The sequence below is a fragment of the Microterricola pindariensis genome (genome assembly GCF_002936985.1).
Taxonomy (GTDB): domain Bacteria; phylum Actinomycetota; class Actinomycetes; order Actinomycetales; family Microbacteriaceae; genus Microterricola; species Microterricola pindariensis.
This window is the reverse complement of sequence record NZ_MPZN01000004.1, coordinates 39,202-61,916: the sequence shown is the minus strand read 5'-3', so window position 1 is coordinate 61,916 and position 22,715 is coordinate 39,202. Positions and strand designations below refer to the sequence as shown.

General features: G+C 70.8%; 21 protein-coding genes. 12 read left to right on the top strand and 9 right to left on the bottom strand.

Annotation, left to right across the window (positions count from 1 at the left end):
- Window positions 1-42: 42 nt before the first annotated feature.
- The gene (locus GY24_RS02280) at window positions 43-384 is read right to left on the bottom strand and encodes a helix-turn-helix domain-containing protein (RefSeq protein ID WP_104474184.1); all 342 of its coding nucleotides are present in this window, start codon (window positions 382-384) and stop codon (window positions 43-45) included.
- A gap of 146 nt (window positions 385-530) precedes the next feature.
- On the opposite strand from GY24_RS02280, the gene GY24_RS02275 reads away from it, so the two are divergent.
- From GY24_RS02275 to GY24_RS02265, 3 genes are read left to right on the top strand one after another with little or no spacing between them, the layout of a single operon-like run.
- Window positions 531-1,175 carry an SAF domain-containing protein gene (locus tag GY24_RS02275; protein ID WP_104474183.1) on the top strand — a complete coding sequence of 215 codons (645 nt, stop codon included), beginning with the start codon at window positions 531-533 and terminating at the stop codon, window positions 1,173-1,175.
- Between the two features lie 2 nt (window positions 1,176-1,177).
- The gene (locus GY24_RS02270) at window positions 1,178-2,428 is read left to right on the top strand and encodes an AAA family ATPase (protein WP_104474182.1); all 1,251 of its coding nucleotides are present in this window, start codon (window positions 1,178-1,180) and stop codon (window positions 2,426-2,428) included.
- Between the two features lie 15 nt (window positions 2,429-2,443).
- Window positions 2,444-3,940, top strand: a complete 1,497-nt coding sequence (locus GY24_RS02265; protein WP_104474181.1) for a sensor histidine kinase — start codon at window positions 2,444-2,446, stop codon at window positions 3,938-3,940.
- Window positions 3,941-4,022: 82 nt separating this feature from the next.
- Here the strand turns inward: GY24_RS02265 and GY24_RS02260 are convergent, their stop codons facing one another.
- A complete protein-coding gene (locus GY24_RS02260; RefSeq protein WP_067226211.1) occupies window positions 4,023-4,271 on the bottom strand; it encodes a WhiB family transcriptional regulator in 249 nt (82 codons plus the stop codon).
- Window positions 4,272-4,454: 183 nt separating this feature from the next.
- Between GY24_RS02260 and GY24_RS02255 the strand changes: the two genes are divergently transcribed.
- A complete protein-coding gene (locus GY24_RS02255) occupies window positions 4,455-4,913 on the top strand; it encodes a hypothetical protein (RefSeq protein WP_145958839.1) in 459 nt (152 codons plus the stop codon).
- On the opposite strand, the gene bcp is transcribed toward GY24_RS02255, so the two are convergent.
- The 3 genes from bcp to aroA form a co-directional block, all read right to left on the bottom strand.
- Window positions 4,884-5,363 (bottom strand): thioredoxin-dependent thiol peroxidase, encoded by a 480-nt coding sequence (bcp, locus tag GY24_RS02250; RefSeq protein ID WP_104474179.1) that lies wholly within the window; start codon window positions 5,361-5,363, stop codon window positions 4,884-4,886. The two genes, GY24_RS02255 and bcp, sit on opposite strands and share 30 nt — an antisense overlap.
- Window positions 5,364-5,433: 70 nt before the next feature.
- Complete coding sequence (gene rsgA / locus GY24_RS02245; RefSeq protein ID WP_104474178.1) at window positions 5,434-6,504, bottom strand: ribosome small subunit-dependent GTPase A; 1,071 nt, start codon at window positions 6,502-6,504, stop codon at window positions 5,434-5,436.
- Window positions 6,501-7,862, bottom strand: coding sequence for a 3-phosphoshikimate 1-carboxyvinyltransferase (aroA, locus tag GY24_RS02240; RefSeq protein WP_104474177.1), 1,362 nt, complete (start codon window positions 7,860-7,862; stop codon window positions 6,501-6,503). The genes rsgA and aroA overlap by 4 nt, the downstream gene beginning before the upstream one ends.
- Before the next feature lie 138 nt (window positions 7,863-8,000).
- Between aroA and GY24_RS02235 the strand changes: the two genes are divergently transcribed.
- The 3 genes from GY24_RS02235 to GY24_RS02225 all read left to right on the top strand — a co-directional run bounded on the left by GY24_RS02235 (window position 8,001) and on the right by GY24_RS02225 (window position 11,188).
- On the top strand, window positions 8,001-8,639 hold the full coding sequence (locus GY24_RS02235; protein ID WP_104474176.1) for a sigma-70 family RNA polymerase sigma factor: 639 nt from the start codon (window positions 8,001-8,003) through the stop codon (window positions 8,637-8,639).
- Entirely contained in the window at window positions 8,636-8,878 is a 243-nt protein-coding gene (locus GY24_RS02230) for a zf-HC2 domain-containing protein (protein ID WP_083363269.1), read from the top strand. The genes GY24_RS02235 and GY24_RS02230 overlap by 4 nt, the downstream gene beginning before the upstream one ends.
- Window positions 8,879-8,962: 84 nt before the next feature.
- Complete coding sequence (locus tag GY24_RS02225) at window positions 8,963-11,188, top strand: MMPL family transporter (RefSeq protein WP_233279150.1); 2,226 nt, start codon at window positions 8,963-8,965, stop codon at window positions 11,186-11,188.
- 89 nt (window positions 11,189-11,277) lie between these two features.
- Here GY24_RS02225 and GY24_RS02220 read toward each other — a convergent pair whose 3' ends face one another.
- On the bottom strand, window positions 11,278-11,670 hold the full coding sequence (locus GY24_RS02220; protein WP_104474175.1) for a PGPGW domain-containing protein: 393 nt from the start codon (window positions 11,668-11,670) through the stop codon (window positions 11,278-11,280).
- A gap of 83 nt (window positions 11,671-11,753) precedes the next feature.
- Entirely contained in the window at window positions 11,754-15,446 is a 3,693-nt protein-coding gene (locus tag GY24_RS02215) for a multifunctional oxoglutarate decarboxylase/oxoglutarate dehydrogenase thiamine pyrophosphate-binding subunit/dihydrolipoyllysine-residue succinyltransferase subunit (protein WP_104474174.1), read from the bottom strand.
- A 153-nt stretch (window positions 15,447-15,599) separates the two neighbouring features.
- Here GY24_RS02215 and guaB1 point away from each other — a divergent pair, with 153 nt between their 5' ends.
- From guaB1 to GY24_RS02190, 5 genes are all read left to right on the top strand, one after another.
- Window positions 15,600-17,039, top strand: a complete 1,440-nt coding sequence (gene guaB1 / locus GY24_RS02210) for a GMP reductase (protein ID WP_104474173.1) — start codon at window positions 15,600-15,602, stop codon at window positions 17,037-17,039.
- A 96-nt stretch (window positions 17,040-17,135) separates the two neighbouring features.
- Window positions 17,136-18,497 (top strand): hemolysin family protein, encoded by a 1,362-nt coding sequence (locus GY24_RS02205; protein ID WP_193953485.1) that lies wholly within the window; start codon window positions 17,136-17,138, stop codon window positions 18,495-18,497.
- Window positions 18,494-19,549 (top strand): hemolysin family protein, encoded by a 1,056-nt coding sequence (locus GY24_RS02200; RefSeq protein ID WP_104474172.1) that lies wholly within the window; start codon window positions 18,494-18,496, stop codon window positions 19,547-19,549. The genes GY24_RS02205 and GY24_RS02200 overlap by 4 nt, the downstream gene beginning before the upstream one ends.
- A gap of 125 nt (window positions 19,550-19,674) precedes the next feature.
- Entirely contained in the window at window positions 19,675-20,055 is a 381-nt protein-coding gene (locus tag GY24_RS02195) for a VOC family protein (RefSeq protein ID WP_104474171.1), read from the top strand.
- A 9-nt stretch (window positions 20,056-20,064) separates the two neighbouring features.
- Complete coding sequence (locus GY24_RS02190; protein ID WP_104474170.1) at window positions 20,065-20,958, top strand: ADP-dependent NAD(P)H-hydrate dehydratase; 894 nt, start codon at window positions 20,065-20,067, stop codon at window positions 20,956-20,958.
- A 56-nt stretch (window positions 20,959-21,014) separates the two neighbouring features.
- Here GY24_RS02190 and GY24_RS02185 read toward each other — a convergent pair whose 3' ends face one another.
- Together GY24_RS02185 and GY24_RS02180 are read right to left on the bottom strand one after the other, a co-directional pair.
- The gene (locus GY24_RS02185) at window positions 21,015-21,791 is read right to left on the bottom strand and encodes an amino acid ABC transporter ATP-binding protein (RefSeq protein WP_104474229.1); all 777 of its coding nucleotides are present in this window, start codon (window positions 21,789-21,791) and stop codon (window positions 21,015-21,017) included.
- Window positions 21,792-21,838: 47 nt separating this feature from the next.
- On the bottom strand, window positions 21,839-22,702 hold the full coding sequence (locus GY24_RS02180) for an amino acid ABC transporter permease (protein WP_104474169.1): 864 nt from the start codon (window positions 22,700-22,702) through the stop codon (window positions 21,839-21,841).
- Window positions 22,703-22,715 lie beyond the last annotated feature (13 nt).

Here is a 22,715-nt window from a genome sequence, read left to right as displayed (position 1 = left end):
GTCGGCCGGGCGGTCGGCCGGGCGGCCGGCTGGGCGGTCGGCTCAGTCCTCGTCGGTGGCATCGGCGGCTGGCGGCGTGCGCGGGGCGCGCACGATGGTGCCGCCGGAGAGCTCGGGGATGTTCGCGAACTCGGCCTGGTTCCAGAGCCCCATCCGCCGGGTCTCCTCGTACTTGCCCTCGATGTACGCTTCCAACACCGTGCGCTCCACCCGCCACCTGCTCGCCCCGCCGCTCGTGTCGGCCGCCCGGCCGACCCGGATCGCCGGCAGCTCGCCGGAGCGGACGAGCGCCAGCGCCTCGTCGACGCTGATCTTCAGGATCTCGGCGGTGTCGCCCAGGGTCACGAAGCGACCGAGGGCGTCGTCGGGGGCGGCAGCGGGCATGCTTCGATTATCGCCGCGCGCGCGGTGCGCGGAACGGCCAGATCCAAGCTGTGGATAACTTTTTCGGGCGACCCGGATATTTGCGATCATGGGAGCCGCATCGCGGTCGGCAGCGCTCGCGGGCGTCACGGACGGAGGGCGCGCTCATGGGGCAGGTCGAGGGTGAGAGCGTGCGGGGGTCCAAGCGGCCGTTCTGGTTCGACCCGCGCTTCGCGGTCGGCATCGTGCTCGTCGCCGGGTCGATCGTCGGCGTCTCTGCCATCGTGGCCGGCGTCGACGACACCGCCGAGGTCTACGCGGCCCGCGGCATGCTCCCGGCCGGCACGACGATCACCGCCGCGCAGCTGGAGGCGGCCCCTGTACGTCTGGGCGCGGTCGGGGAGCGCTATCTCGCGGTCGGCGAGCTGCCGGAGGAGGGCCTCGTGCTCACCCGTGCCGTGGCCGCAGGGGAGCTGATCCCCGCCTCCGCCCTCAGCCCGCAGTCGGAGGCCGGTCAGACCGGGGTCGTGGTCGCCCTCTCCGGCGACATCGCCGCCGCGGTCGCGCCCGGGGCGCCGGTCGACCTCTGGGCGGCGGAACAGCTCGAGCACGGCCGCTTCGGGCCGCCGGCCGTCATCCTCTCCGCCGCCGAGGTGGTGCGCGTGATCGACGGCGGGGGAATCCTGGGCGGGCAGGGGCGCTCGGTCGAGCTGCGATTGCCGACCGCCAAGGTCGCCGCCGTGCTGCAGGCGGTCGCCAACGGGGACGCGCTCTCGCTGGTCCCGGCCAGCATGGCGCAGGCGGGGGAGTAGCGGTGGCCACCCTCGCGCTGGCTCTCGACGCCCGCACGGAGGACAGGCTGCTGGCCGACATCCTCGAGCACGGGCACCGGATTGCGGCCCGGCTCGGCACCGCACGCGAGGTGGTCGCCGCCCTGGACGCCTCCGCGACCGGCGGCATCGACGTCGTGCTCGTCTCGGCCACCGCGCAGACCCTCGGGGCCGAGCTGCTCGCCGCCTGTGACCGCCGCGGAATCCGGCTGATCGCGCTCGCCTCCGACGCCGCCGAGCGCGCCCACGCCGCGCGGATCGGCCTGCACGAGGTGCTCGGGGCGGCCGCCCCCTGGACAGAGATCGAGGCGCAGCTCGGCGCGGGCGACCCCGGCCCGCCTGAGCCGCGGCCGGCACAGCCCGTCGCGGGACGGGGCGGCACCGTCATCGTCGTCTGGGGCCCGGCCGGGGCGCCGGGGCGCACCACCGTGGCCGTCAACATCGCGGCCGAGATCGCCGCCCTCGGCCGCTCCGTCGTGCTGGCGGATGCCGACAGCTATGGCGGCAGCGTGGCGCCCGTGCTCGGCCTGCTGGACGAGTCGCCCGGCTTCGCCGCCGCCTGCCGGCTCGGCGGTGGCGGTGGTTTGAACCGGGCCGAGCTGGAGCGGGTCGCGGAGCGCTACCCCGCGCCGCCCGGCGCCCTCTGGGTGCTGACGGGCATCGGCCGGGCGGAGCGCTGGCCGGAGCTCGGCGCCGAGAAGGTCGCGGCGACGATCGAGGCTTGCCGGGACTGGGTGGAGTACACGGTGGTCGACATCGGCTTCTGCCTGGAACGCGACGAGGAGATCGCCAGCGACCTGTTCGCGCCGCGGCGGAACGCGGCCGCCGTCGCCGCGCTGGCGGCGGCCGACCACGTCGTGGCCGTCGGGCTGGCCGACCCGGTCGGCATGTCCCGGTTCCTCCGCGGCTTCGCCGCACTGCCGGAGTACGCGCCGACGGCCAGTCTCAGTGTCGTCATCAACCGGGTGCGGGCCAGCGCCATCGGCCTGGACCCGCACGGCCAGGTGCGCCAGACGCTGCGGCGCTTCGGCGGCATCGAACAGGCGACGCTGCTGCCGCACGAGTTGAACGCCCTGGACACGGCGGTGTTGGAGGGCCGGACACTGCGCGATGCCGCACCGCGCTCGGCGGTGCTGGCCGGCATCCGCCGCCTCGTCACGGAGGAGTTGGTGCCGGGATCCGGCCAGCTACCGCGCCGCCGGATGCGCCGGCCGCGCTGTGGCACCGCCCGGTAAAGGTACGCTGGATCCGTGTCGACGCTTAGTGATCTCGTACTTGCCCAGGGCCGCAGCAGTCAGCTGGATGTTGACTGGCTGCACATGCTCGTCGCCGACGGTCAGCTCATCGCCGACCTCGCCTTCGCCGACATCGTCCTCTGGGTGCCAACGGAGGCGGGCAGCTTCGTCGCCGTCGCGCACGCCCGGCCCTCGAGCGCCGCGACGCTGTTCTACCGCGACTTCGTCGGCCAGGAGATCAAGGCCGAGTGGCGCAAACAGGTGACGGAGGCCTTCGAGACCGCCCGGATCGTCGACAACACCGCGCCGGACTGGTACGAGGAGACGCCCACCCGCGTCAAGGCCGTCCCCGTGATGCGCCGACTCTCGGCATCCGGCTCGGCCGTCGCAGAGGCGCCCGTCGCCGTGCTGACCCGGCACACCAACCTGAGCGAGGCGCGCACGCCGGGCCGCCAGGAGCTCACCTTCAACGACTGCGCCAGCGAGCTGTTCGCGATGATCGCCTCCGGCGACTTCCCCGACCTCGGCGCCCCGACCGGGCCGCGCCGCGGCGCCCCGCGCGCCTCCGACGGCCTGATCCGCCTCGACGTGGACGGTGTGACCACCTTCGCCAGCCCGAACGCGCTCTCCGCGTTCAACCGGATGGGCTTCGCCGACGAGCTCGAGGGGGAGTCGCTGGCCGAGGTCACCACCAAGCTGCTGCCGGGCAAGCTCGTCGTGGACGAGTCGTTGCCGCTCGTCGTCACCGGGCGGGCGCCGTGGCGCACCGACATCGAGGCGCGCGGCGTCACGGTCGGCCTCCGGGCGATCCCCATCCGCAACCGCGGCGAGCGGGTCGGGGCCATCGTGCTCTGCCGCGACGTGACTGAGCTGCGCCACCAGGAGCGCGAGCTGATCACGAAGGACGCGACGATCCGCGAGATCCACCACCGGGTGAAGAACAACCTGCAGACCGTGGCCTCGCTGCTGCGCATCCAGGCCCGCCGCGGCCGCTCGGAGGAGGCCAGGGAGGCGCTGACGCAGGCCATGCGCCGCGTCGCGGCCATCGCCGTCGTGCACGACACCCTGTCAGAGGGACTCAGCCAGAACGTCGACTTCGACGCCGTGTTCGACCGGGTGCTGCTGCTCGTGGCCGAGGTGGCCTCCGCGCACAACACGACCGTGCACCCCAAGTCCAGCGGCACCTTCGGCGTGCTGCCGAGCGAGTACGCCACCCCGCTGGCGCTGGCGCTGACCGAGCTCGTCACCAACGCGGTCGAGCACGGCCTGGCCGGCCGCGAGGGCGAGGTGGAGATCATCGCCGAACGGGATGACGAGACGCTCACCGTGCGCGTGCGCGACACCGGCTCCGGCCTGCCGGAGGGCAAGGTCGGCTCGGGCCTCGGCACCCAGATCGTGCGCACCCTGATCCAGGGCGAGCTCGGCGGCACAATCGACTGGCACACCGTGCTCGGCAGCGGCACCGAGGTGACGATCGAGATCCCGCTGCGCTGGCTGGACAAGCGCCAGTAGCGCGGGCACACAGCCTGGACACACACACAGAGAAGCGCCGCACGGGATCCGTGCGGCGCTTCTGCTGGTTCAGTGTCTCGGGCTAGGAGGCGCGGCGCGCGCGGGCGGCGCGGCGCTTGAGCGCGCGGCGCTCGTCTTCGCTGAGGCCACCCCAGACGCCGGAGTCCTGCCCGGTCTCCAGTGCGTACTGCAGGCAGATCTCGGTGACGTTGCAGCGACCGCAGACGGCCTTCGCCTTCTCGATCTGGTCGACGGCCGGTCCCGTGTTCCCGACGGGGAAGAAGAGCTCGGGGTCGGCGGTCAGGCAGGCAGCTTTATCGCGCCAATCCATGGGGGTGCTCCTTTATTGCGGGGGATGTTCTGCGGAGCCATCCGGCTCACGTGCGAGTAACAGTCAGGTTGCAGGAAGTAGAATCTGAAATGATCAGCTCACGTCCCTGTGAGCGTCAACTTGACCTCAAATATGCTCCCATAGTGAGCGGGTCAAATCAATAGTTTTGTATGGGATTCCTCTGTGAGTAACGAGCTGTATACCCCCGATGGTGGGGGCGAATACCCCCCGTTCCGGCGTCGCCCCTCCCGCGGAATGGTGCTACTGCGCACCCTGCTGTTCGCCGAGGCAGCACTCCTCGCCGCCGCCGTGCTCTGGCTGGTCTTCGAACTGCTCACAGAGCAGCCGGCGTCGCTGGTCAGCGCGCTCGTCATCCTGGCGCTCACGGTCGTCGCATTCGCCTTCGTGGTCGCCATCGCGGTCGGTGCGCTGCGTCGTCAGTCCTGGATCCGCGGCGCGGGCATCGGCTGGCAGCTCATGCAGATCGCCGTCGCCGCCGGCTGCTTCCAGGGCACCTACGCGAACCCCGCCGCCGGGTGGGCGCTGCTGGCGCCCTCCCTCGTGGTGATCGTGCTGCTGCTGGCTCCCGGCATCCGGAACCAGCTGGGCGCCTCAGGCGGCGATGCCGAGGCGCTTGCGTAGCATCGCCACGTGGCCGGTGGCCTTGGTGTTGTAGAAGGTGTGCGTGATGCGGCCCTCCTCGTCGATGACGAAGGTGGAGCGCAGCGTGCCCGTGATGATGCGGCCGTAGCTGTTCTTCTCGCCCCAGGCACCGTAGGCCTTGTGCACGGCCAGGTCCGCGTCGCTGAGCAGCGGGAAGGTCAGCGCGTCCCGCTCGGCGAAGGCGGCGAGCTTGGCGACGTCGTCCTTGGAGACGCCGAGCACCGCATAGCCTGCGGATGCCAGCGTGCCGAGGTTGTCGCGGAAGTCGCAGCTCTGGGTGGTGCACCCCGGTGTCATCGCCGCCGGGTAGAAGTAGAGCACGACCTTCTGGCCGCGGTAGGAGGAGAGCGAGACGGCGGTGCCGCTCTGGTCCTGCAGGGTGAAGTCGGGGGCGGTCTGGCCGGGCTCGAGACGCACAGATTCGGTCATGCTTCCACCGTAGCCGCTGTGGCTGCGCGCCTCGTGCGTGCCCGCGCCCCTGGCCGGGGCACGCCGGCGGCTAGCGCTCGGTGCTGACCGCGCGGTTGGAGGGCGCGAAGGTGCCGAGCAGGCGTTGCAGCGAGTCCAGCCGGGCCGCCCCGGTGTCGCCGAGCCTGCCCGCCTCGACGGCCTCGATGATGGCGCAGTCCGGCGCGTCCGGCAGGTGGGTGCAGCCGCGCGGGCACTCCTCGGCAATCGTGGCCAGGTCGGTGAAGGCCTTGAGGATGTTCTCGGTGTTGATGTGGCCGAGGCCGAAGGAGCGCACGCCCGGCGTGTCGATCACCCAGCCGCGGCCGGCATCCGTCTGCAGGCGCAGGGACACCGTCGAGGAGGAGGTGTGCCGGCCGCGGCCGGTGACGGTGTTGACCACGCCGACGGCGCGCTGCGCGTCCGGCACGAGGGCGTTGACGAGGGTCGACTTGCCCACGCCGGAGTGCCCGACGAAGACGGTGTCGTGGCCGACGAGGGAGGCAGAGATGGATTCCAGCGGCATCTCGTCGGTGCGGCTGGTGAACACCTGGAAGTCGAGGCCGGCGAAGTTGGCGAGGAACTCGGACGGGTCGGCGAGGTCGGTCTTGGTGACGCAGAGGATCGGCGTGATGCCCGCGTCGTAGGCGGCGACCAGGTAGCGGTCGACCAGGCGGATGCGCGGCTCCGGGTTCGCGGCGGCGACCACGATCAGCATCTGGTCGGCGTTGGCGACGATGACGCGCTCGACGGCGTCGGTGTCGTCGGCGCTGCGGCGGAGCAGGGTGACGCGCGGCTGGATCCGCACGATCCGGCTCAGGCTGCCCTCAGCGCCGGAGGTGTCGCCGACGATGTCGACCCGGTCGCCGGTGACGACGGCCTTCTTGCGCAGCTCGCTGGCGCGCGCGGAGGTGACCTGGCGCTCCTCTGGAGTGTTCTCGTCGAGCAGCACCGTGTAGCGGCCGCGGTCGACGCCGAGCACCCGGCCGGTCAGCGCGTCGCTGTGCTCCGGCCTGGTCTTGGTGCGCGGCCGGTTGCCCTTGCGGTTCGGCCGCACCCGCACGGCCGTTTCGTCGAGCTCCTGCTCATCGTCGTCATCGTCGGCTCCCGCCCACCAGCTCATGCGCCGTGGCCGCCCAGCATGCCGTGCCAGAGCGCCGTGAACTGCGGCAGCGTCTTGGCCGTGGTGCCGACATCCTCGATGGCGACGCCGGGAACGGCGAGTCCGATGATGGCGCCCGTCGTGGCCATGCGGTGGTCCTCGTAGCTCAGCCAGGTGCCGCCGTGCAGCTCGGCCGGCTCGATGTGCAGGCCGTCTTCCAGCTCGGTGACCCGGCCGCCGAGCTTGTTGATCTCGGTGACGAGCGCGGCCAGCCGGTCGGTCTCGTGGTGGCGGATGTGGCCGATGCCGGTGATCGTGCTCGGCTCGGAGGCGAGCGCGGCCAGCGCGACCAGGTTGGGCACGAGCTCGCCGCCCTCCGGCAGGTCGAGGGTGACGCCGCGGATGCTCTCGCCGCCGGTCACGGTGAGGCGGTCGCCGTCGCGGCTGACCGTCGCGCCGAACAGGGGCAGGAGGTCGGCCAGCCTGGCGCCGATCTGGGTGGTCTCGCTCGGCCAGCCGGTGATGGTGACCGTGCCGCCGGTGACGAGCGCGGCGGCCAGGAAGGGGGCGGCGTTGGAGAGGTCGGGCTCGATGTCGACCTCCGCGGCGGCGATCGGCCCGGGCGCGACGACCCACTGGCCGGTGGCGGGGTTCTCGACGGTGACGCCGCGGGCGGCGAGGGTCGCGATCGTCATCTCGATGTGGGGCAGGCTCGGCAGGCGCTCGCCGTCGTGCGTGAGGGAGAGGCCCTCGTCGAAGCGGGAGGCGGCCAGCAGCAGGCCGGAGACGAACTGGCTGGAGAGGGAGGCGTTGATGGTGACCTCGCCGCCCGTGATGTGGCCGGTGCCGTGCACGGTGAACGGGAGCACGGGGCGGCCGTCGTCGTTGATGTCGACGCCGAGGGCGCGCAGCGAGCTGATCGTGGTGGCCATCGGGCGGCGGCGGGCGGCCTCATCGCCGTCGAAGGTGGTGGGGCCGAGCGCGAGGCCCGCCAGCGGCGGCAGGAAGCGCATGACGGTGCCGGCCAGCCCGCAGTCGATCGTGGTGCTGCCGGAGAGCTCCTCCGCCGGGGTGATCAGCAGGTCGTCGCCGTACTCGCCGTGGCCGGGGACGGCCTCGATCACGGTGCCGAGCTCGCGGAGCGCCTCAACCATCAGCGCGCTGTCGCGGGAGTGCAGCGGCGAGCGCAGCAGCGACGGCCCGTCGGCCAGGGCCGAGAGCACGAGCTCCCGGTTGGTGAGCGATTTCGACCCCGGAAGTGAGAGAACGGCGCTCACCGGTGCGGTCGCGGTTGGCGCCGGCCACAGCGTTTCTTCGGGCTCAGGGCTGTTTTCGCCGTAGGGGTCGAAGTCGGGCTTGGAATATCTCGAGATCAGCATTGGTTATCAGGATAGTCGGTACGGGTGCGCGGCACCCGAAGATGACACCGGAGCGTGAGGAGAACAATGCCAGAGGCCGCACTACTGGAACGCCCGACCCAGGCGTTCACGGCATCCGACGCCCTAAGCTTGCCGGTGATGAGCAACGAATCACCAGAAGCGGAAACGCCTCACGCAGACCAGCCAGATTTGAGTGCGCTGTTCGAGGAGCAAGCGCTCCCCTTCATCGACCAGCTCTACGGCGCTGCGTTGCGGATGACGAAGAACCCCTCCGATGCGCAAGACCTCGTGCAGGAGACCTTCGTCAAGGCCTTCGCCGCGTTCAAGCAGTTTGAGCAGGGCACGAACCTCAAGGCGTGGCTCTACCGGATCCTCACCAACACGTTCATCAACACGTACCGCAAGAAGCAGCGCGAGCCGTATCAGGGCACCATCGACGAGCTCGAGGACTGGCAGCTCGGCGGCGCGGAGTCGCGCACCGCCAGCTCGACCCGCTCGGCGGAGGCGGAGGCGATCGACCACCTGCCCGACAGCACCGTCAAGGACGCGCTGCAGTCGCTGCCGGAGGACTTCCGGCTGGCCGTCTACTTCGCCGACGTCGAGGGCTTCTCCTACCAGGAGATCGCCGACATGATGAAGACCCCCATCGGCACCGTCATGAGCCGCCTGCACCGCGGCCGCCGGATGCTGAGAGAAATGCTGGCCGGATATGCCCAAGAGCAGGGCATCGGCCTCAACCCGGACACCGGTGCGCGCGCACCTAGGAGCAAAAAATGAGCGATTGCGGATGTGAGAAAGCCAAGGCAGAACTCGAGGAGTATCTGCACAACGAACTGTGCAGCTCTGACGCGGCGGACATCCGCGAGCACCTCGCGAACTGCGCGGAGTGCACGACGGAGCACCTGATCGGCGTCGTGCTGACCGAGACGGTCCAGCGCGCCTGCAAGGAGACCGCGCCGGAAGACCTGCGCGACATGGTGCTCTCGCGCCTGCGCCTCTCCCAGCAGCACGCCTGAGCGGCGACGGCAGTGACGGCGCGCCCGGCAGCGTCAAACTTTTGATTGTTTCGCCTGGCTAGGTAAATCGATAGCCTTGGTTGCGTGAACAAAACTGCACTCGATCCGGCCACCGCGCCGCCCCGCCCGTCGACGCGCGTTCCGCGCTGGCTGCGCGCCACCATCCCCGCCGTCCTGATCCTCGTCTGGTTCGCCCTGTTCGGCATCGGCGGGGCCTCCTTCGGCAAGATCGGCGACGTCGCCACCAACGACGCTGTCCAGTTCCTGCCGGCCAGCTCCGAGGCCACCCAGGTGCAGCAGATCCAGTCCGAGTTCCGTGGAACCGACGCGATCCCCGCGATCGTCATCTTCCAGCGCGACGGCGGCCTGACCGATGCCGACCGCGCCGTCATCGCGGACGCGGCCACCGCGTTCCAGGGCACACCGGGCGTGCTGGCCGACGGCGTCTCCCCGGCCATCCCCTCCGAGGACGGCGAGGCCGCGGAGGTGTTCGTGCAGATCGACGCCACCGGCGAGGTCAAGGACACCGTCGTGGAGCTGCGCGCCGAACTGGCCGAGCTCGACACCCCGGGCCTCACCAGCATCCTCGCCGGCCCGGCCGGGTTCACCGCCGACCTCTCCGGCGCCTTCGCCGGCATCGACGGGCTGCTGCTGGCCGTCGCCCTCTCGGCCGTCTTCCTCATCCTCGTCATCGTCTACCGCTCCCCGCTGCTGCCGCTGATCATGCTCGGCTCCAGCATGGCCGCGCTCTGCGCGGCCGTCTTCGTCGTCGTGCAGCTGGCCGCGGCCGACATCCTGCTCATCAACGGCCAGACCCAGGGCATCCTCTTCATCCTCGTGATCGGCGCCGCCACCGACTACTCGCTGCTCTACATCGCCCGCTACCGCGAGGCGCTGCACGTGCACGAGAGCAAATGGGCCGCCACCTGGGCCGCGCTGCGCGGCTCCTGGGAGCCGATCCTGGCCGCCGGCGGAACGGTGATCGCCGCCCTGCTGCTGCTCTTGTTCAGCGACCTCAACTCCAACAAGATCCTCGGCCCGGTCGCCGCGATCGGAATCGTCTTCGCCCTCCTCGCCTCGCTGACCCTGCTGCCGGCGCTGATGCTCTGGGCCGGGCGCACCGCCTTCTGGCCGCGCCGGCCCAAGCTCGGCGAGGTCGGCCCGAGCGAGAAGAGCCTCACCGAGAAGGGTGCATGGCCCGCAGTGGCGCGCTTCATCCGCCGCCGCCCGCGCACCATCTGGATCACCTCCACCCTGGTCCTCGGCGTGATGGCGCTCGGCATGCTCGGCCTCAAGGCCGACGGGGTGCCCTCCAGCGAGTTCGTGCTGGGGGAGTCGCAGTCCCGCGACGGCCAGGCGCTGATCAGCGAGCACTTCCCGGGCGGTTCCGGGACCCCGGCCGTGATCGTCGCGCCGGAGGGCGCGCTGCAGGACGCCGCCGACGTGGCCTTGGCCACCGACGGGGTGGCCTCCGTCACCGTGCTCTCCGCCGACTCGCCGAGCGGCAGCCTGCCGGTGACCTCCGACGGCATCCAGGCCATCGGCGCCCCCGGAGCCGCCCCGACGGCGCCCACCGTGATCGACGGGCAGGTGCTGCTGCAGGCCACCCTCAACTACCCGGGCGACTCGCTCGAGGCGGAGGCACTCGTCACCGAGCTGCGCACCGAGCTCGCCGGCGTCGGAACGGCGGAGGACCCGGTGCTGGTCGGCGGCACGACCGCCGTTGCGCTGGACACCAACACGGCCGCGATCCACGACCGCAACCTGATCATCCCGCTCGTGCTCATCGTCATCATGCTGATCCTGATGCTGCTGCTGCGCGCGATCGTCGCGCCGCTGCTGCTGATCGCCAGCGTGGTGCTGTCGTTCGCCTCCGCGCTCGGCGTCTCGGCGGTCGTCTTCAACAACGTGTTCGACTTCGCGGGAGCCGACCCCGTCGTGCCGTTGTTCGGCTTCGTGTTCCTGGTCGCGCTCGGCGTGGACTACAACATCTTCCTGATGACGAGGGTGCGCGAGGAGGCGCTGGTGCACGGCAGCCGGGAGGGCGTGCTGCGCGGGCTCGTCGTGACCGGCGGGGTCATCACCTCGGCCGGTCTGGTTCTGGCGGCCACGTTCGCCGCGCTCGGTGTGCTGCCCATCCTGTTCCTGGCCCAGCTCGCGTTCATCGTCGCCTTCGGCGTGCTGCTGGACACCTTCCTGGTGCGCTCGCTGCTGATCCCGGCGCTCAGCTACGACATCGGCCGCGCCATCTGGTGGCCGTCGAAGCTGTCCCGGATGCCGGAGGAGCCCCGCTCCGTCGACGCCCGCTAGCGGCAGGCAGGGCAGAGTCGAGCGGGGGCTCCCGCACAGTGCGCAGCGCGCGCACTGTGCGGGAGCCCCCGCTCGTTGTCTGTGGGCCGCTACCGGGGCGTGGGCGCGGCCGGGGGCGCAGGAGTGGGCGCGGCCGTCCGGGCCGCGTCCCGACGCGCCCTGGCTGCCCTCGCCGCCTCGCTGGCCTTCCGTGCGACCTTCTGCGCGGCCGCGTTGGCCCTGCCGCTGACCCTCCGCGCGCCCTCGAACTCGGTGGCGAGGATGCCGAGGCCGCCCAGCACGATCAGGGTGCCCGGGCCGGGCAGCGGCATCAGCACGACGCCGAGGGCGAGCGTGCTGCCGCCCACCACGCCGACGCCCGTCCGGTACACCTTGTCGGCCGTCGGGTTCTTGCGGATCGCCGAACGGGTGCCGCGGGCGGCGCTGCTGGCCGCCCGCCCGACGGCGGCGCCGGCCCGCCTCGCGTTGCTCTGCTCGCTCATGCGCCCAGCCTAGGCTCGCCGACCGGGAACGCAGAAGGCCCGCCGCGACCGGGTGGTCGGGGCGGGCCTTCCGGCGTGCGCGGTTAGTCGAGCGTCAGCGCGGTGCGCAGCAGCTCGGACTGCTCTGCGGCGTGGCGCTTGGCCGATCCGGCGGCCGGCGAGGCGGATGCCGGGCGCGACACGACGCCGACCGGGCGGTGGCCCAGCTTCGCCGTCTCGAGGCAGAAGAACGGCCAGGCGCCCTGATTCTCCGGCTCGTCCTGCACCCAGTACAGCTCGGCGTTCGGGTACTGGTCGACGACCGCCTTCAGCTCGACGGCGGGCAGCGGGTAGAACTGCTCGAGGCGCACCAGGGCGATCTCGGGGTTCGGGTTCTTCTCCAGCTCGCTGCGCAGGTCGTAGAAGACCTTCCCGGCCATGAACAGCACGCGCTTGACGGCGGCCTTGTCGGTGATCCGCACATCGTCGATCACCGGCTCGAACGCACCGCTGGTGAAGTCGGCGACATCGCTGGACGCCCCGCGGAGGCGCAGCATCGCCTTCGGCGTGAAGACGACGAGCGGGCGGCGCGGGCGCTGGTACGCCTGGCGGCGCAGCAGGTGGAAGTACGACGCGGGCGTCGACGGGCGGGCCACCGTCATGTTGTTCTCCGCGCACAGCTGCAGGAAGCGCTCGATGCGGGCGGAGGAGTGGTCGGGGCCCTGACCCTCATAGCCGTGCGGCAGCAGCAGCACGACGCTCGAGCGCTGGCCCCACTTCTGCTCGGCCGAGGCGATGAACTCGTCGATGATGGTCTGGGCGCCGTTGGCGAAGTCGCCGAACTGGGCCTCCCAGAGCACGAGGGCGTCCGCGCGCTCCACCGAGTAGCCGTACTCGAAGCCCATCGCGGCGTACTCGCTGAGCAGCGTGTCGTAGATCCAGAAGCGGGCCTGGCTGTCGCTCAGGTTCGCCAGTGGCAGCCATTCCTGGCCGTTCACGCGGTCGTGCAGCACGGCGTGGCGCTGCACGAAGGTGCCGCGGCGGGCATCCTGGCCGGCGAAGCGCACCGGGGTGCCCTCCAGCAGCAGCGAACCGAGCGCGAGCAGCTCGCCGAACGCCCAGTCGATGTTGCCGTTGCGGCTCATGTCGAGGCGCTTCTGCAGCAGCTGCTGCAGCTTGTTGTGCACGGTGAAGCCGGCCGGCTTGTTGTTGAATGCATCGCCGATCAGCTGCACGACGGCCTCGCTGACGCCAGTGGTCTCCGGTACGCCGATCGCGTCGTCGCTCTCGGCCTCGCCGGTGCCCAGCGGGTTGACGACGGTCATCGAGCCGGTCTGCGCCGCGTGCGTCTCCATGAAGGCGCGCTCGAGGCGGTCCTGGAAGTCGCGGTGCGACGCCTCGTACTCCTCCTCGGTGATGTCGCCGCGGCCGACGAGGGCCTCGGTGTAGAGCTTGCGCACCGAGCGCTTGGCCTCGATCAGGTTGTACATCAGCGGCTGGGTCATCGAGGGGTCGTCGCCCTCGTTGTGCCCGCGGCGGCGGTAGCAGATGAGGTCGATGACGACGTCGCGCTTGAACTCCTGGCGGTAGGCGAAGGCGAGCTCCGCCACCCGGACGACGGCCTCTGGGTCGTCGCCGTTCACGTGGAAGATCGGGGCCTGGATGGTCTTGGCGACATCCGTCGAGTAGACCGAGCTGCGCGCCTCTCCGGGGGGAGTGGTGAAGCCGACCTGGTTGTTCACGACGACGTGGATGGTGCCGCCGGTGCGGTAGGCGCGCAGCTGCGACATCTGCAGCGTCTCGAGCACGACGCCCTGGCCGGCCATGGCCGCGTCACCGTGGATCAGGATCGGCAGCGTGGAGAAGGTGCCGATCGGCTTGCGGTCCTGCTTGGCGCGGACGATGCCCTCGAGCACGCCGTCGACGGCCTCGAGGTGCGAGGGGTTCGCGGCGAGGTAGACGGGGATCTGCGCGCCGGTGCTGCTGCGGAAGACGCCCTCGGTGCCGAGGTGGTACTTGACGTCGCCGGAGCCCTGCACGTTCTTGTTGTTCGCGGTGCCCTCGAACTCCTGGAACACCTGGCCGTAGGTCTTGCCGGCGATGTTGGTGAGCACGTTGAGGCGGCCGCGGTGGGCCATGCCGATCGCGGCCTCGTCGAGGCCGGTCTCCGCCGCGCCGGCGAGGATGGCGTCCAGCAGGGCGATGGTGGACTCGCCGCCCTCGAGGCTGAAGCGCTTCTGGCCGACGTACTTGGTCTGCAGGAAGGTCTCGAAGGCCTCGGCCTCGTTGAGCTTGCCGAGGATGCGCATCTGCTCGTCGTGGGTGGGCTTCTCGTACTTGCGCTCCACCTTGGACTGCACCCAGCGGCGCTGGACCGGGTCCTGGATGTGCATGTACTCGATGCCGGTGGTGCGGCAGTAGGAGTCGCGCAGCACGCCGAGGATGTCGCGCAGCGGCGCGGAGCGCCGCTCGCCGAAGCCGCCGGTGACGAACTCGCGGTCCAGGTCCCAGAAGGTGAGGCCGTGGGAGGCGATGTCGAGGTCGGGGTGCGAGCGCTGCACGTACTCGAGCGGGTCGATGTCGGCCATCAGGTGGCCGCGCACGCGGAAGGAGTTGATGAGCTCCTGCACGCGGGCCGTCTTGTCGACGGCGCTGGCGAGGTCGACGCTGATGTCGGGCGCCCACTCGATCGGGGCGTACGGGATGCGCAGCGCCGAGAAGATGTCGGAGTAGAAGGTGCGCTGGCCGGTGAGCAGCTCGTGCACGATCTTCAGGAACTCGCCGGAGCCGGCACCCTGGATGACGCGGTGGTCGTAGGTGCTGGTGAGCGTGATGGTCTTGCCGATGGCCAGACCGGCCAGCGTCTTCTCGCTGGAGCCCTGGAACTCGGCCGGGTACTCGAGCGCGCCGGCGCCGATGATGCAGCCGGCACCCTTCATCAGGCGGGGCACGGAGTGCACGGTGCCGATGCCGCCCGGGTTGGTGAGCGAGATGGAGGCGCCGCTGAAGTCGTCGGCGGTCAGCTTGTTGCCGCGGGCGCGACGGACCAGGTCCTCGTAGGCCGCGAGGTACTCGCTGAAGGTCATCGTGTCTGCGCGCTTGATGGCGGGCACCAGCAGGGCGCGCGATCCGTCGGGCTTGGGGATGTCGATGGCGATGCCGAGGCCCACGTGGGCGGGCTTGACGACGGAGGGCTTGCCGTCGACCTCGGTGTAGTAGACGTTCTGGCTGGGGAACACCTTGAGCGCCTGGATCAGAGCCCAGCCGATCATGTGGGTGAAGGAGATCTTGCCGCCGCGGGCGCGCTTGAGGTGGTTGTTGATGACGATGCGGTTGTCGATCATCAGCTTCGCCGGGATGGTGCGCACGCTGGTGGCGGTGGGCATGCTCAGGCTGGCGTCCATGTTGACGGCGAGCGTCTTGGCCATGCCGCGCAGCGGGGTGACCTCGTCCGGCGCGGTCTCCACCTGCTCGGCGGGGATCACCGGCTGCGAGTTGGTGACCGGCGCGTCCGCGGGAACCGGCTCCGGCTTGGGCGCGACCGAGGTGGTCTTGGCCGCAGGCTGGGTGCCGATCACGGGGATCGGCGCGGTGATCGGGTGCGTGACCGCGCCCTGGGCCGCTTCGGCATCCGGGCTGCTCGGGGTGTAATTCTGCAGAATCGGCCACCACGACTGGTCGACAGAATTCTTGTCAACGAGGAATCTCTCGTACATTTCGTCGACGAGCCATTCATTGGCTCCAAATTCTTCCGACGTTGTTTCGTCGGAACCCGACCCGGTCAACTGGCTCGACACAGCCGATCGCCCACTCTCTTCGTTGATTTGGAACAGGGATGCGGATGGGCTCGCGTGAGCACATGCCGCGGCTTCCAAGCCTAATCCCCTTTTCCGGCCGTCGTTGTCTGTGCGCCTCGCGCGTCGGCCCGGTTCGGGGCTAGCGTGGGCCACATGGAGTTCTACAGCACAACGCCGAGCCACGATCTCACCTACTCCGATGTGTTCCTGGTGCCCAGTCGCTCCGCCATCGGCAGCCGCCTCGACGTCTCCCTCGCGCCGAACGACGGCACCGGCGCCACCATCCCGATCGTCGCCTCGAACATGAACTCGGTGACCGGGCCGCGGCTGGCCGCATCGCTGGCGCGTCGCGGCGGCCTCGGCGTGCTGCCGCAGGACACGCCCCTGCAGCAGCTGGATGCATCCATCCGCTGGGTGAAGTCGCAGTCGGTGCGCTTCGACACCCCCTTCTCCTTCTCGCCGGACGCCACCGTCGCCGACGCGCTGGCGCAGGTGCCGGCCGTCGCCGGGCACGGCATCGTGCTGCACGAGGAGGGCGGCGCCTACCGCGGCTGCATCCAGGCGGCCCGGCTGGCGACCGCCCCGCCGGACGCCCGGCTCGGCGACCTGCTGCACGGCGAGCTCACCGCGCTGGACGCCGACGACGTCGACACGGCCCGGCGCGCCTTCGACGTGATGACCGCCGCCGAGCTCGATTTCGCCCCCGTCATGCACCACGGCGCCGTGGTCGGCACGCTCAGCCGTACCAGCGCGCTGCGCTCCACCCTCTACCAGCCCGCGGTCGACGCGGACGGGCGGCTCGTCGTCGCCGCGGCCATCGGCGTGAACGGCGACGTCGCAGCCAAGGCGCAGGCGCTGGCCGCGGCCGGCGTCGACGTGCTCGTGCTCGACACGGCGCACGGGCACCAGGAGGCCATGCTGCGCGCCCTCGCCGCCGTCAGCAGCCTCGGCCTCGGCATCCCGCTGGTGGCCGGCAACGTCGTCACCGCGGACGCCGTCGGCGACCTCGTCTCGGCGGGCGCGAGCATCATCAAGGTCGGCGTCGGCCCCGGCGCGATGTGCACGACCCGCATGATGACCGCCGTCGGGCGGCCGCAGTTCTCCGCCGTGCTGGAGACCGCGGAGGCGGCCGGCGCGCAGGGCGCGCACGTCTGGGCGGACGGCGGGGTGCGCTACCCGCGCGACGTCGCCCTGACCCTCGCGGCCGGCGCGGCATCCGTCATGATCGGGTCCTGGTTCGCCGGCACGATCGAGGCGCCGGGCCAGCTGGCGACGGATGCCGCGGGCCGGCTGTACAAGGAGAGCTGGGGGATGGCCTCCACCAAGGCCGTCCAGGAGCGCTTCGAGCGGCTCGACGCCTACGAGCTGGCCCGCAAGATGCTCTTCGCCGAGGGGATCTCCTCCTCGAAGATCTACCTGGACCCGCTCCGCCCCTCCGTCGAGGACCTGCTCGACATGATCACCTCCGGGGTGCGCAGCTCCTTCACCTACGCGGGGGCCACGGACATCGCCGAGTTCCAGCAGCGCGCCAGGGTCGGCATCCAGTCCGCGGCCGGCTACGAGGAGGGCAAGGCGCTCCCAGTGAGTTGGTAGCGCGAGTCACTTATACTGGCTACACGATGGACGACCCTCCCCCTGCAAACTCGCCCGCCCATAAACCCATGCCCGTGACCTACGGGGGTGAACAGCGTGTCTGAGTGGATCTTGCTTGGACTCGGACTCATCCTCACCGTGGGAACGGGCCTCTTCGTCGCCAGCGAGTTCGCGCTGGTGAACCTCGATCGCGCGGAGCTCGAAGCCCGACGCGACAGGGGTGAGACCAAGCTCGGCATGACCATTGCCGCGCTGAAGATCACCTCGACACACCTCTCGAGCGCGCAGCTCGGCATCACGCTGACGACGCTGCTCACCGGATACACGATGGAACCGGCCATCTCCAGCCTGATCAGCGGCCCCCTCACCGACTGGGGCGTGCCGGAGGCGGTCGTCCCGGCGCTCGCCGTCACCATCGCCATCGTCACCGCGACGCTGCTGTCGATGATCATCGGCGAGCTGGTGCCGAAGAACTTCGCCCTGGCCCTGCCGGTGGCGACAGCCCGCTTCGTGATCCCGTTCCAGACCGTGTTCACCGCGGTGTTCAAGCCGGCGATCACCCTGCTGAACGGCAGCGCCAACGGAATCCTGCGCTCCTTCGGCATCGAGCCCAAGGAGGAGCTGAGCGGTGCCCGCACCGCAGAGGAGCTCTCCTCGCTCGTGCGCCGCTCCGCCAGCGCGGGCATGCTCGAGGCCGACACGGCCACGCTGCTGAACCGCACCCTGCGCTTCTCCGAGCACACGGCATCCGATGTGATGACCCCGCGCCCGCGCATCGCGAGCATCTCGCGCACCGACTCCGCGCAGAGCGTGATCGAGCTCACCGCGCAGACCGGGTACTCGCGCTTCCCCGTCATCGACGAGAGCATGGACGACGTCGTCGGCGTCGTGCACATCAAGCAGGCGCTCGCCGTGCCGCGCGCCAAGCGCGCCGACGTGCCGGTTTCTGCCCTGCAGTCGGACGCCCTGCGCGTGCCGGAGACCATGAAGCTCGACACCCTGCTGGGCGAGCTGCGCGGGCGCGGGTTCCAGATGGCGGTCGTCGTCGACGAGTACGGCGGAACAGCCGGCGTTGCGACGCTCGAGGACCTGGTCGAGGAGCTGGTCGGCGAGGTCGCCGACGAGCACGACCGCGCCAGGGCCGGGATCGTGCGCCAGGCCGACTCCCTCACCTTCCCCGGAATGCTGAGGCCGGACGAGCTGCTGGAGCGCACCGGCATCAAGGTGCCGGAGGAGGGCCCGTTCGAGACCGTCGCCGGCTTCGTGATGAGCGAGCTCGGCCGCCTCCCCGTCGTCGGCGACACCGTCGCCATCGAGGGTGGCGAGCTGCGCGTCGAACGCCTCGACGGGCGCCGGATCGACCGGATCCGGTTCACGCCCGACACCGATGAGACGCAGCCGGATGACACAGGCGGCACGGATGCCCCGGCATCCGCCCGTGCGGAGGGAAGCCGATGAACGACTGGGCCGGACTGGCATGGCTGGTCGTGTTGCTGCTCGGCAACGCCTTCTTCGTGGCCGCCGAGTTCGCGGTGATCTCCGCGCGCCGCTCGCAGATCGAGCCGCTCGCCGAGGCGGGCAAGTCCAGCGCGAAGACCGCGCTCTGGGCGATGGAACACGCCACCCTCATGCTGGCGACCAGCCAGCTGGGCATCACCGTGTGCTCGCTGCTGATCCTCAACGTCTCCGAGCCGGCGATCCACCACCTGCTCGAGATCCCGCTGGCGCTGACCGGCTGGTCGGAGGCCCTGATCGGCGGTGTCGCCTTCGCGATCACCCTCCTGCTGGTCTCCTACCTGCACGTCGTCTTCGGCGAGATGGTGCCGAAGAACCTCTCCTTCTCCATCCCTGACCGGGCGGTGCTGATCCTGGCCCCGCCGCTGGTGCTGGTCGCGCGGGTGTTCAAGCCCGTCATCGTCGCCCTGAACGCGACGGCGAACGGCGTGCTGCGCCTGTTCGGCGTCGAGCCGAAGAGCGAGACGACGAGCGCGTTCACTCTCGACGAGGTGGCGACAATCGTCAACCAGTCCACTCGGGAGGGCGTGCTGCGCGACAGCACCGGCGCGCTGACCGCGGCGTTCGAGTTCACCACCAAGAAGGTGCGCGACGTCGCCGTGCCCATGGCCTCGCTCGTGAGCCTGCCGTTCAACGCCACCCCGACCGACCTCGAGCGGGCCGTCGCCCGGCACGGGTTCTCGCGCTACGTCATGCTCGACGAGCAGGGCGAGCCGAGCGGCTACCTGCACCTCAAGGACGTCATCGACCTGGACCTGGTGCCGGACGCCACGACGCCGGCCTGGGACGAGCCGGTGCCGGCCAAGCGCATCAGGCAGCTGGCATCCGTGTTCGAGGGAACCGACCTCGAGGACGCGCTGACCTCGATGCGCCGCACCGGGGCCCACCTCGCGCGGGCCTTCGACGCGGAGGGGCAGGCGACTGGCGTCTTGTTCCTCGAGGACATCATCGAGGAGCTCGTCGGCGAGGTGCAGGACGCCACCCGGCGGGCGTAAGCGGAGCGGCACCTCTGGCGCGCACCGGGGCCGGAAACGGTGTGGTCGATCCGCTTCTGTGCGCGCCATTCCGTGCCCCGGCACGGCGGCGTAGGCTCACGGCGGGGGAGAAAAGAGGAATCCTGATGATGGATTTCAAGCGTTCCATTGGCGTGCTTCCTGCGAGCGACCTCGCTCGCGCCCGCACCTACTACAAGGACATGCTCGGCCTCGAGCCCGAGGAGGACATGGACGACGAGGGCGGCTCGCTGTACTCGGTCGGCGGCAGCATGTTCATGCTCTACCAGACGAGCTTCGCCGGGACGGCGAAGAACACCGCGCTGACGCTGGAGACCGGTGACCTCGCCGCCACCATGGCCGACATGCGCGGCCGGGGCGTCGCGTTCGAGGAGTACGACATGCCCGGCCTGAAGACCGAGAACGGCGTCGCCGAGTTGGGCGGCGAGCACACCGCCTGGTTCATCGACAGCGAGGGAAACATCATCGCCATCGCGCAGAGGAGCTAGCGTTCAGATATGAACACCGCGGCGGAGTGGCTGGAATGGGACGAGAGACGGGCCAGGGAATGGCTGGCGGTGCCGCGCGACGGCGATGACAAGTACTCGCGCGGCGTGCTCGGCGTGATCACCGGCTCGCACGACTACCCGGGTGCGGCCGTGCTCGGCGTCGAGGCGGCCATGCGGGCGGGCATCGGAATGGTGCGCTACACCGGCCCGAGCGCCGTGCGCCAGCTGGTGATGGCGCGGCGGCCGGAGATCGTCGGCGTCGGCGGGCGCGTGCAGGCCTGGCTGATCGGCTCGGGCATGACGACCGCCCGGCGCACGCTGATCCTCGGCGGCGAGCTCGACCAGGCGATGGCCGAGGGCGTGCCGACGGTGTTGGATGCCGGCGCGCTCGACCTCGTGCACGAGGCCCGCGGCGCGGTCGTGCTCACCCCGCACTACCGTGAGCTGGCCACGCTGCTGATGGAGACCGCCCGCCGGGCCGGCCATGGCGCGGTGAAGGTCAGTCCCGACCACGGCGGCCCGCCCCACGTCGACCAGATCGCCGCTCAGCCGGCGCTCTGGGCCGGCCGGGCCGCGCAGCAGCTGGGCGCAACCGTGTTGCTGAAGGGCGCGGTGACTTACATCGCCCACCCGGACGGGGCGCGCTTCACTGTGTCCGGGGCGCCGAGCTGGCTGGCCACGGCCGGAACCGGCGACGTGCTCGGCGGCATCCTGGGCGCGCTGCTGGCCACGCGGCACCGCACCATCGCGCAGGACCCTGGCGCGGTCGCGCCGATCGCGGCGACGGCCGCGCTTCTGCACGCGCTCGCCGCGCGCCGTGCCTCGCAGGGCGGGCCGATCACCGCGCTCGACGTGGCCGAGGCCGTGCCGGCGACGATCGCGGCGCTGCTCACCGGCAAGTAGCCGGGGCGCGTCGACCCGCTGGTTTCGCTGGCACGCGCCCGCGAGTCAACGGGGGACTAGGCGGGCGGCGTGAGGCCGGTGCCGCTGAAGCGGGTGAGGAACTTGCGGGTGCGCTCCTGCTCCGGGTGGTTGAGCAGCCGCTCCGGCGTGCCCTGCTCCACGATCAGCCCGCCGTCCAGGAACACGACGCGGTGGGCAACGTCGCGGGCGAAGGCCATCTCGTGCGTCGCCATCAGGATGGTGGAGCCGCCCTGGGCGAGCGTGCGCACCAGCTCGAGCACCTCGCCGACGAGTTCGGGGTCCAGCGCGCTGGTGATCTCGTCGAGCAACAAGAGCTCGGGATCGGTGGCGATGGCGCGCACGATGGCGACGCGCTGCTGCTGCCCGCCGGAGAGCCGGTCGGGAAACTCGCGCGCCTTGTCGGCCAGGCCGACCTGGTCGAGCAGCTCCAGCGCCTGCCTCTCGGCCGCCGCCTTGCCGCGCCGGTGCACCGTGCGGCCGGCGAGCGTCACGTTGCCGAGCACGCTGAGGTGCGGGAACAGGTTGTAGTGCTGGAACACGACGCCGATGCGGGCGCGCACCGCGTCGAGCTTGACGCGTGGGTCGCTGACATCCGTGCCGGAGAGGAACACCTGCCCGTCGTCGATCGTCTCCAGCAGGTTCGCCGTGCGCAGCAGCGTGGACTTGCCGGAGCCGCTGGAGCCGATCAGTGCAACGACCTCGTGCCGGCGCACATCCAGGTCGATGCCGCGCAGCACCTCGACGTCGCCGAAGGACTTGCGGATGCCGCGCAGGCTGAGCACGGGCGGCTCGATGCCCGTGTCGGGGGCCATGCCGGGGCGGCCGTCCGGCCCGGCCGCGAGGCGTGCGTCGGGGGAACTCATACGATGCTTCCCATCTGTTCGCGGCGGCGCATCCTGGCCGAGTACCAGTCGGTCAGCCGGATCGTGGGCCAGGCCAGCAGCACGAAGAGCAGGCCGGCCAGCACATAGGGCGTGAAATTGTAGCTGGCGGCCGTCTCGATCTGGGCGGCGCGCACCGCGTCGATGGCGCCGATCACCGAGATGAGGCCGACATCCTTCTGCATGGCGACGAAGTCGTTCATCAGGGCCGGCGTCACCTTGCGCACCGCCTGCGGCAGCACGACCTTGCGCATGGTCTGGGCGTGGCTGAGGCCGAGGGCGCGGGCCGCGAGGCGCTGGGAGGGGTGCACGGCCTCGATGCCGGCCCGAAACACCTCGGAAACGTAGGCGGAGTAGGTGAGGATCAGCGCGACGGTGCCCCAGAACTCGGCGGGCATGCGCGGGAACAGGCCGAGGCCCGGCACCCCGTAGCCGACGAGGTAGAGCACGATGAGCAGCGGCACGCCGCGGAAGAGGTCGGTGTAGCCGGTCGCGAGCGCGCGCAGCGGGAAGAAGACGGGGCCGCGCAGGGTGCGGATCACCGCGAGCAGGAGGCTCACGATGAGCACGCCGATGGACGCGAAGAACAGCACCCGGATGTTCAGCCAGAGGCCCTCGATGACGCGCGGGAACGCCGAGATGGCGACGTCGAGGTTGAAGAAGCTCTGTTGCACGGCGGTCCAGCCGGGCGTGTTGACGACGAGCAGCCAGACCAGCGCCGCGAAGACCAGGGTGCTGACGAGGGCGATGGCGACCGACTTGCCGTTCTGGCGCCGCCGGTAGAGCCGTCGGTCCAGCTCGATCTCACTCGGGACCCGCAGGGCCGGTGCGCTGTTCGTCACGTCGTTCTCACTG

Bases quoted from the DNA above. Each gene is read 5' to 3' on its own strand.
- GY24_RS02230 (WP_083363269.1), top strand. From the start codon at position 8,636: ATGAGCGATTGCGGATGTGAGAAAGCCAAGGCAGAACTCGAGGAGTAT.
- GY24_RS02220 (WP_104474175.1), bottom strand. From the start codon at position 11,670: ATGAGCGAGCAGAGCAACGCGAGGCGGGCCGGCGCCGCCGTCGGGCGG.
- GY24_RS02235 (WP_104474176.1), top strand. From the start codon at position 8,001: ATGAGCAACGAATCACCAGAAGCGGAAACGCCTCACGCAGACCAGCCA.
- rsgA (WP_104474178.1), bottom strand. From the start codon at position 6,504: ATGAGCTGGTGGGCGGGAGCCGACGATGACGACGATGAGCAGGAGCTC.
- GY24_RS02195 (WP_104474171.1), top strand. From the start codon at position 19,675: ATGATGGATTTCAAGCGTTCCATTGGCGTGCTTCCTGCGAGCGACCTC.
- GY24_RS02200 (WP_104474172.1), top strand. From the start codon at position 18,494: ATGAACGACTGGGCCGGACTGGCATGGCTGGTCGTGTTGCTGCTCGGC.
- GY24_RS02275 (WP_104474183.1), top strand. From the start codon at position 531: ATGGGGCAGGTCGAGGGTGAGAGCGTGCGGGGGTCCAAGCGGCCGTTC.
- guaB1 (WP_104474173.1), top strand. From the start codon at position 15,600: ATGGAGTTCTACAGCACAACGCCGAGCCACGATCTCACCTACTCCGAT.
- GY24_RS02280 (WP_104474184.1), bottom strand. From the start codon at position 384: ATGCCCGCTGCCGCCCCCGACGACGCCCTCGGTCGCTTCGTGACCCTG.
- GY24_RS02260 (WP_067226211.1), bottom strand. From the start codon at position 4,271: ATGGATTGGCGCGATAAAGCTGCCTGCCTGACCGCCGACCCCGAGCTC.
- GY24_RS02190 (WP_104474170.1), top strand. From the start codon at position 20,065: ATGAACACCGCGGCGGAGTGGCTGGAATGGGACGAGAGACGGGCCAGG.
- GY24_RS02185 (WP_104474229.1), bottom strand. From the start codon at position 21,791: ATGGCCCCCGACACGGGCATCGAGCCGCCCGTGCTCAGCCTGCGCGGC.
- aroA (WP_104474177.1), bottom strand. From the start codon at position 7,862: ATGCTGATCTCGAGATATTCCAAGCCCGACTTCGACCCCTACGGCGAA.
- bcp (WP_104474179.1), bottom strand. From the start codon at position 5,363: ATGACCGAATCTGTGCGTCTCGAGCCCGGCCAGACCGCCCCCGACTTC.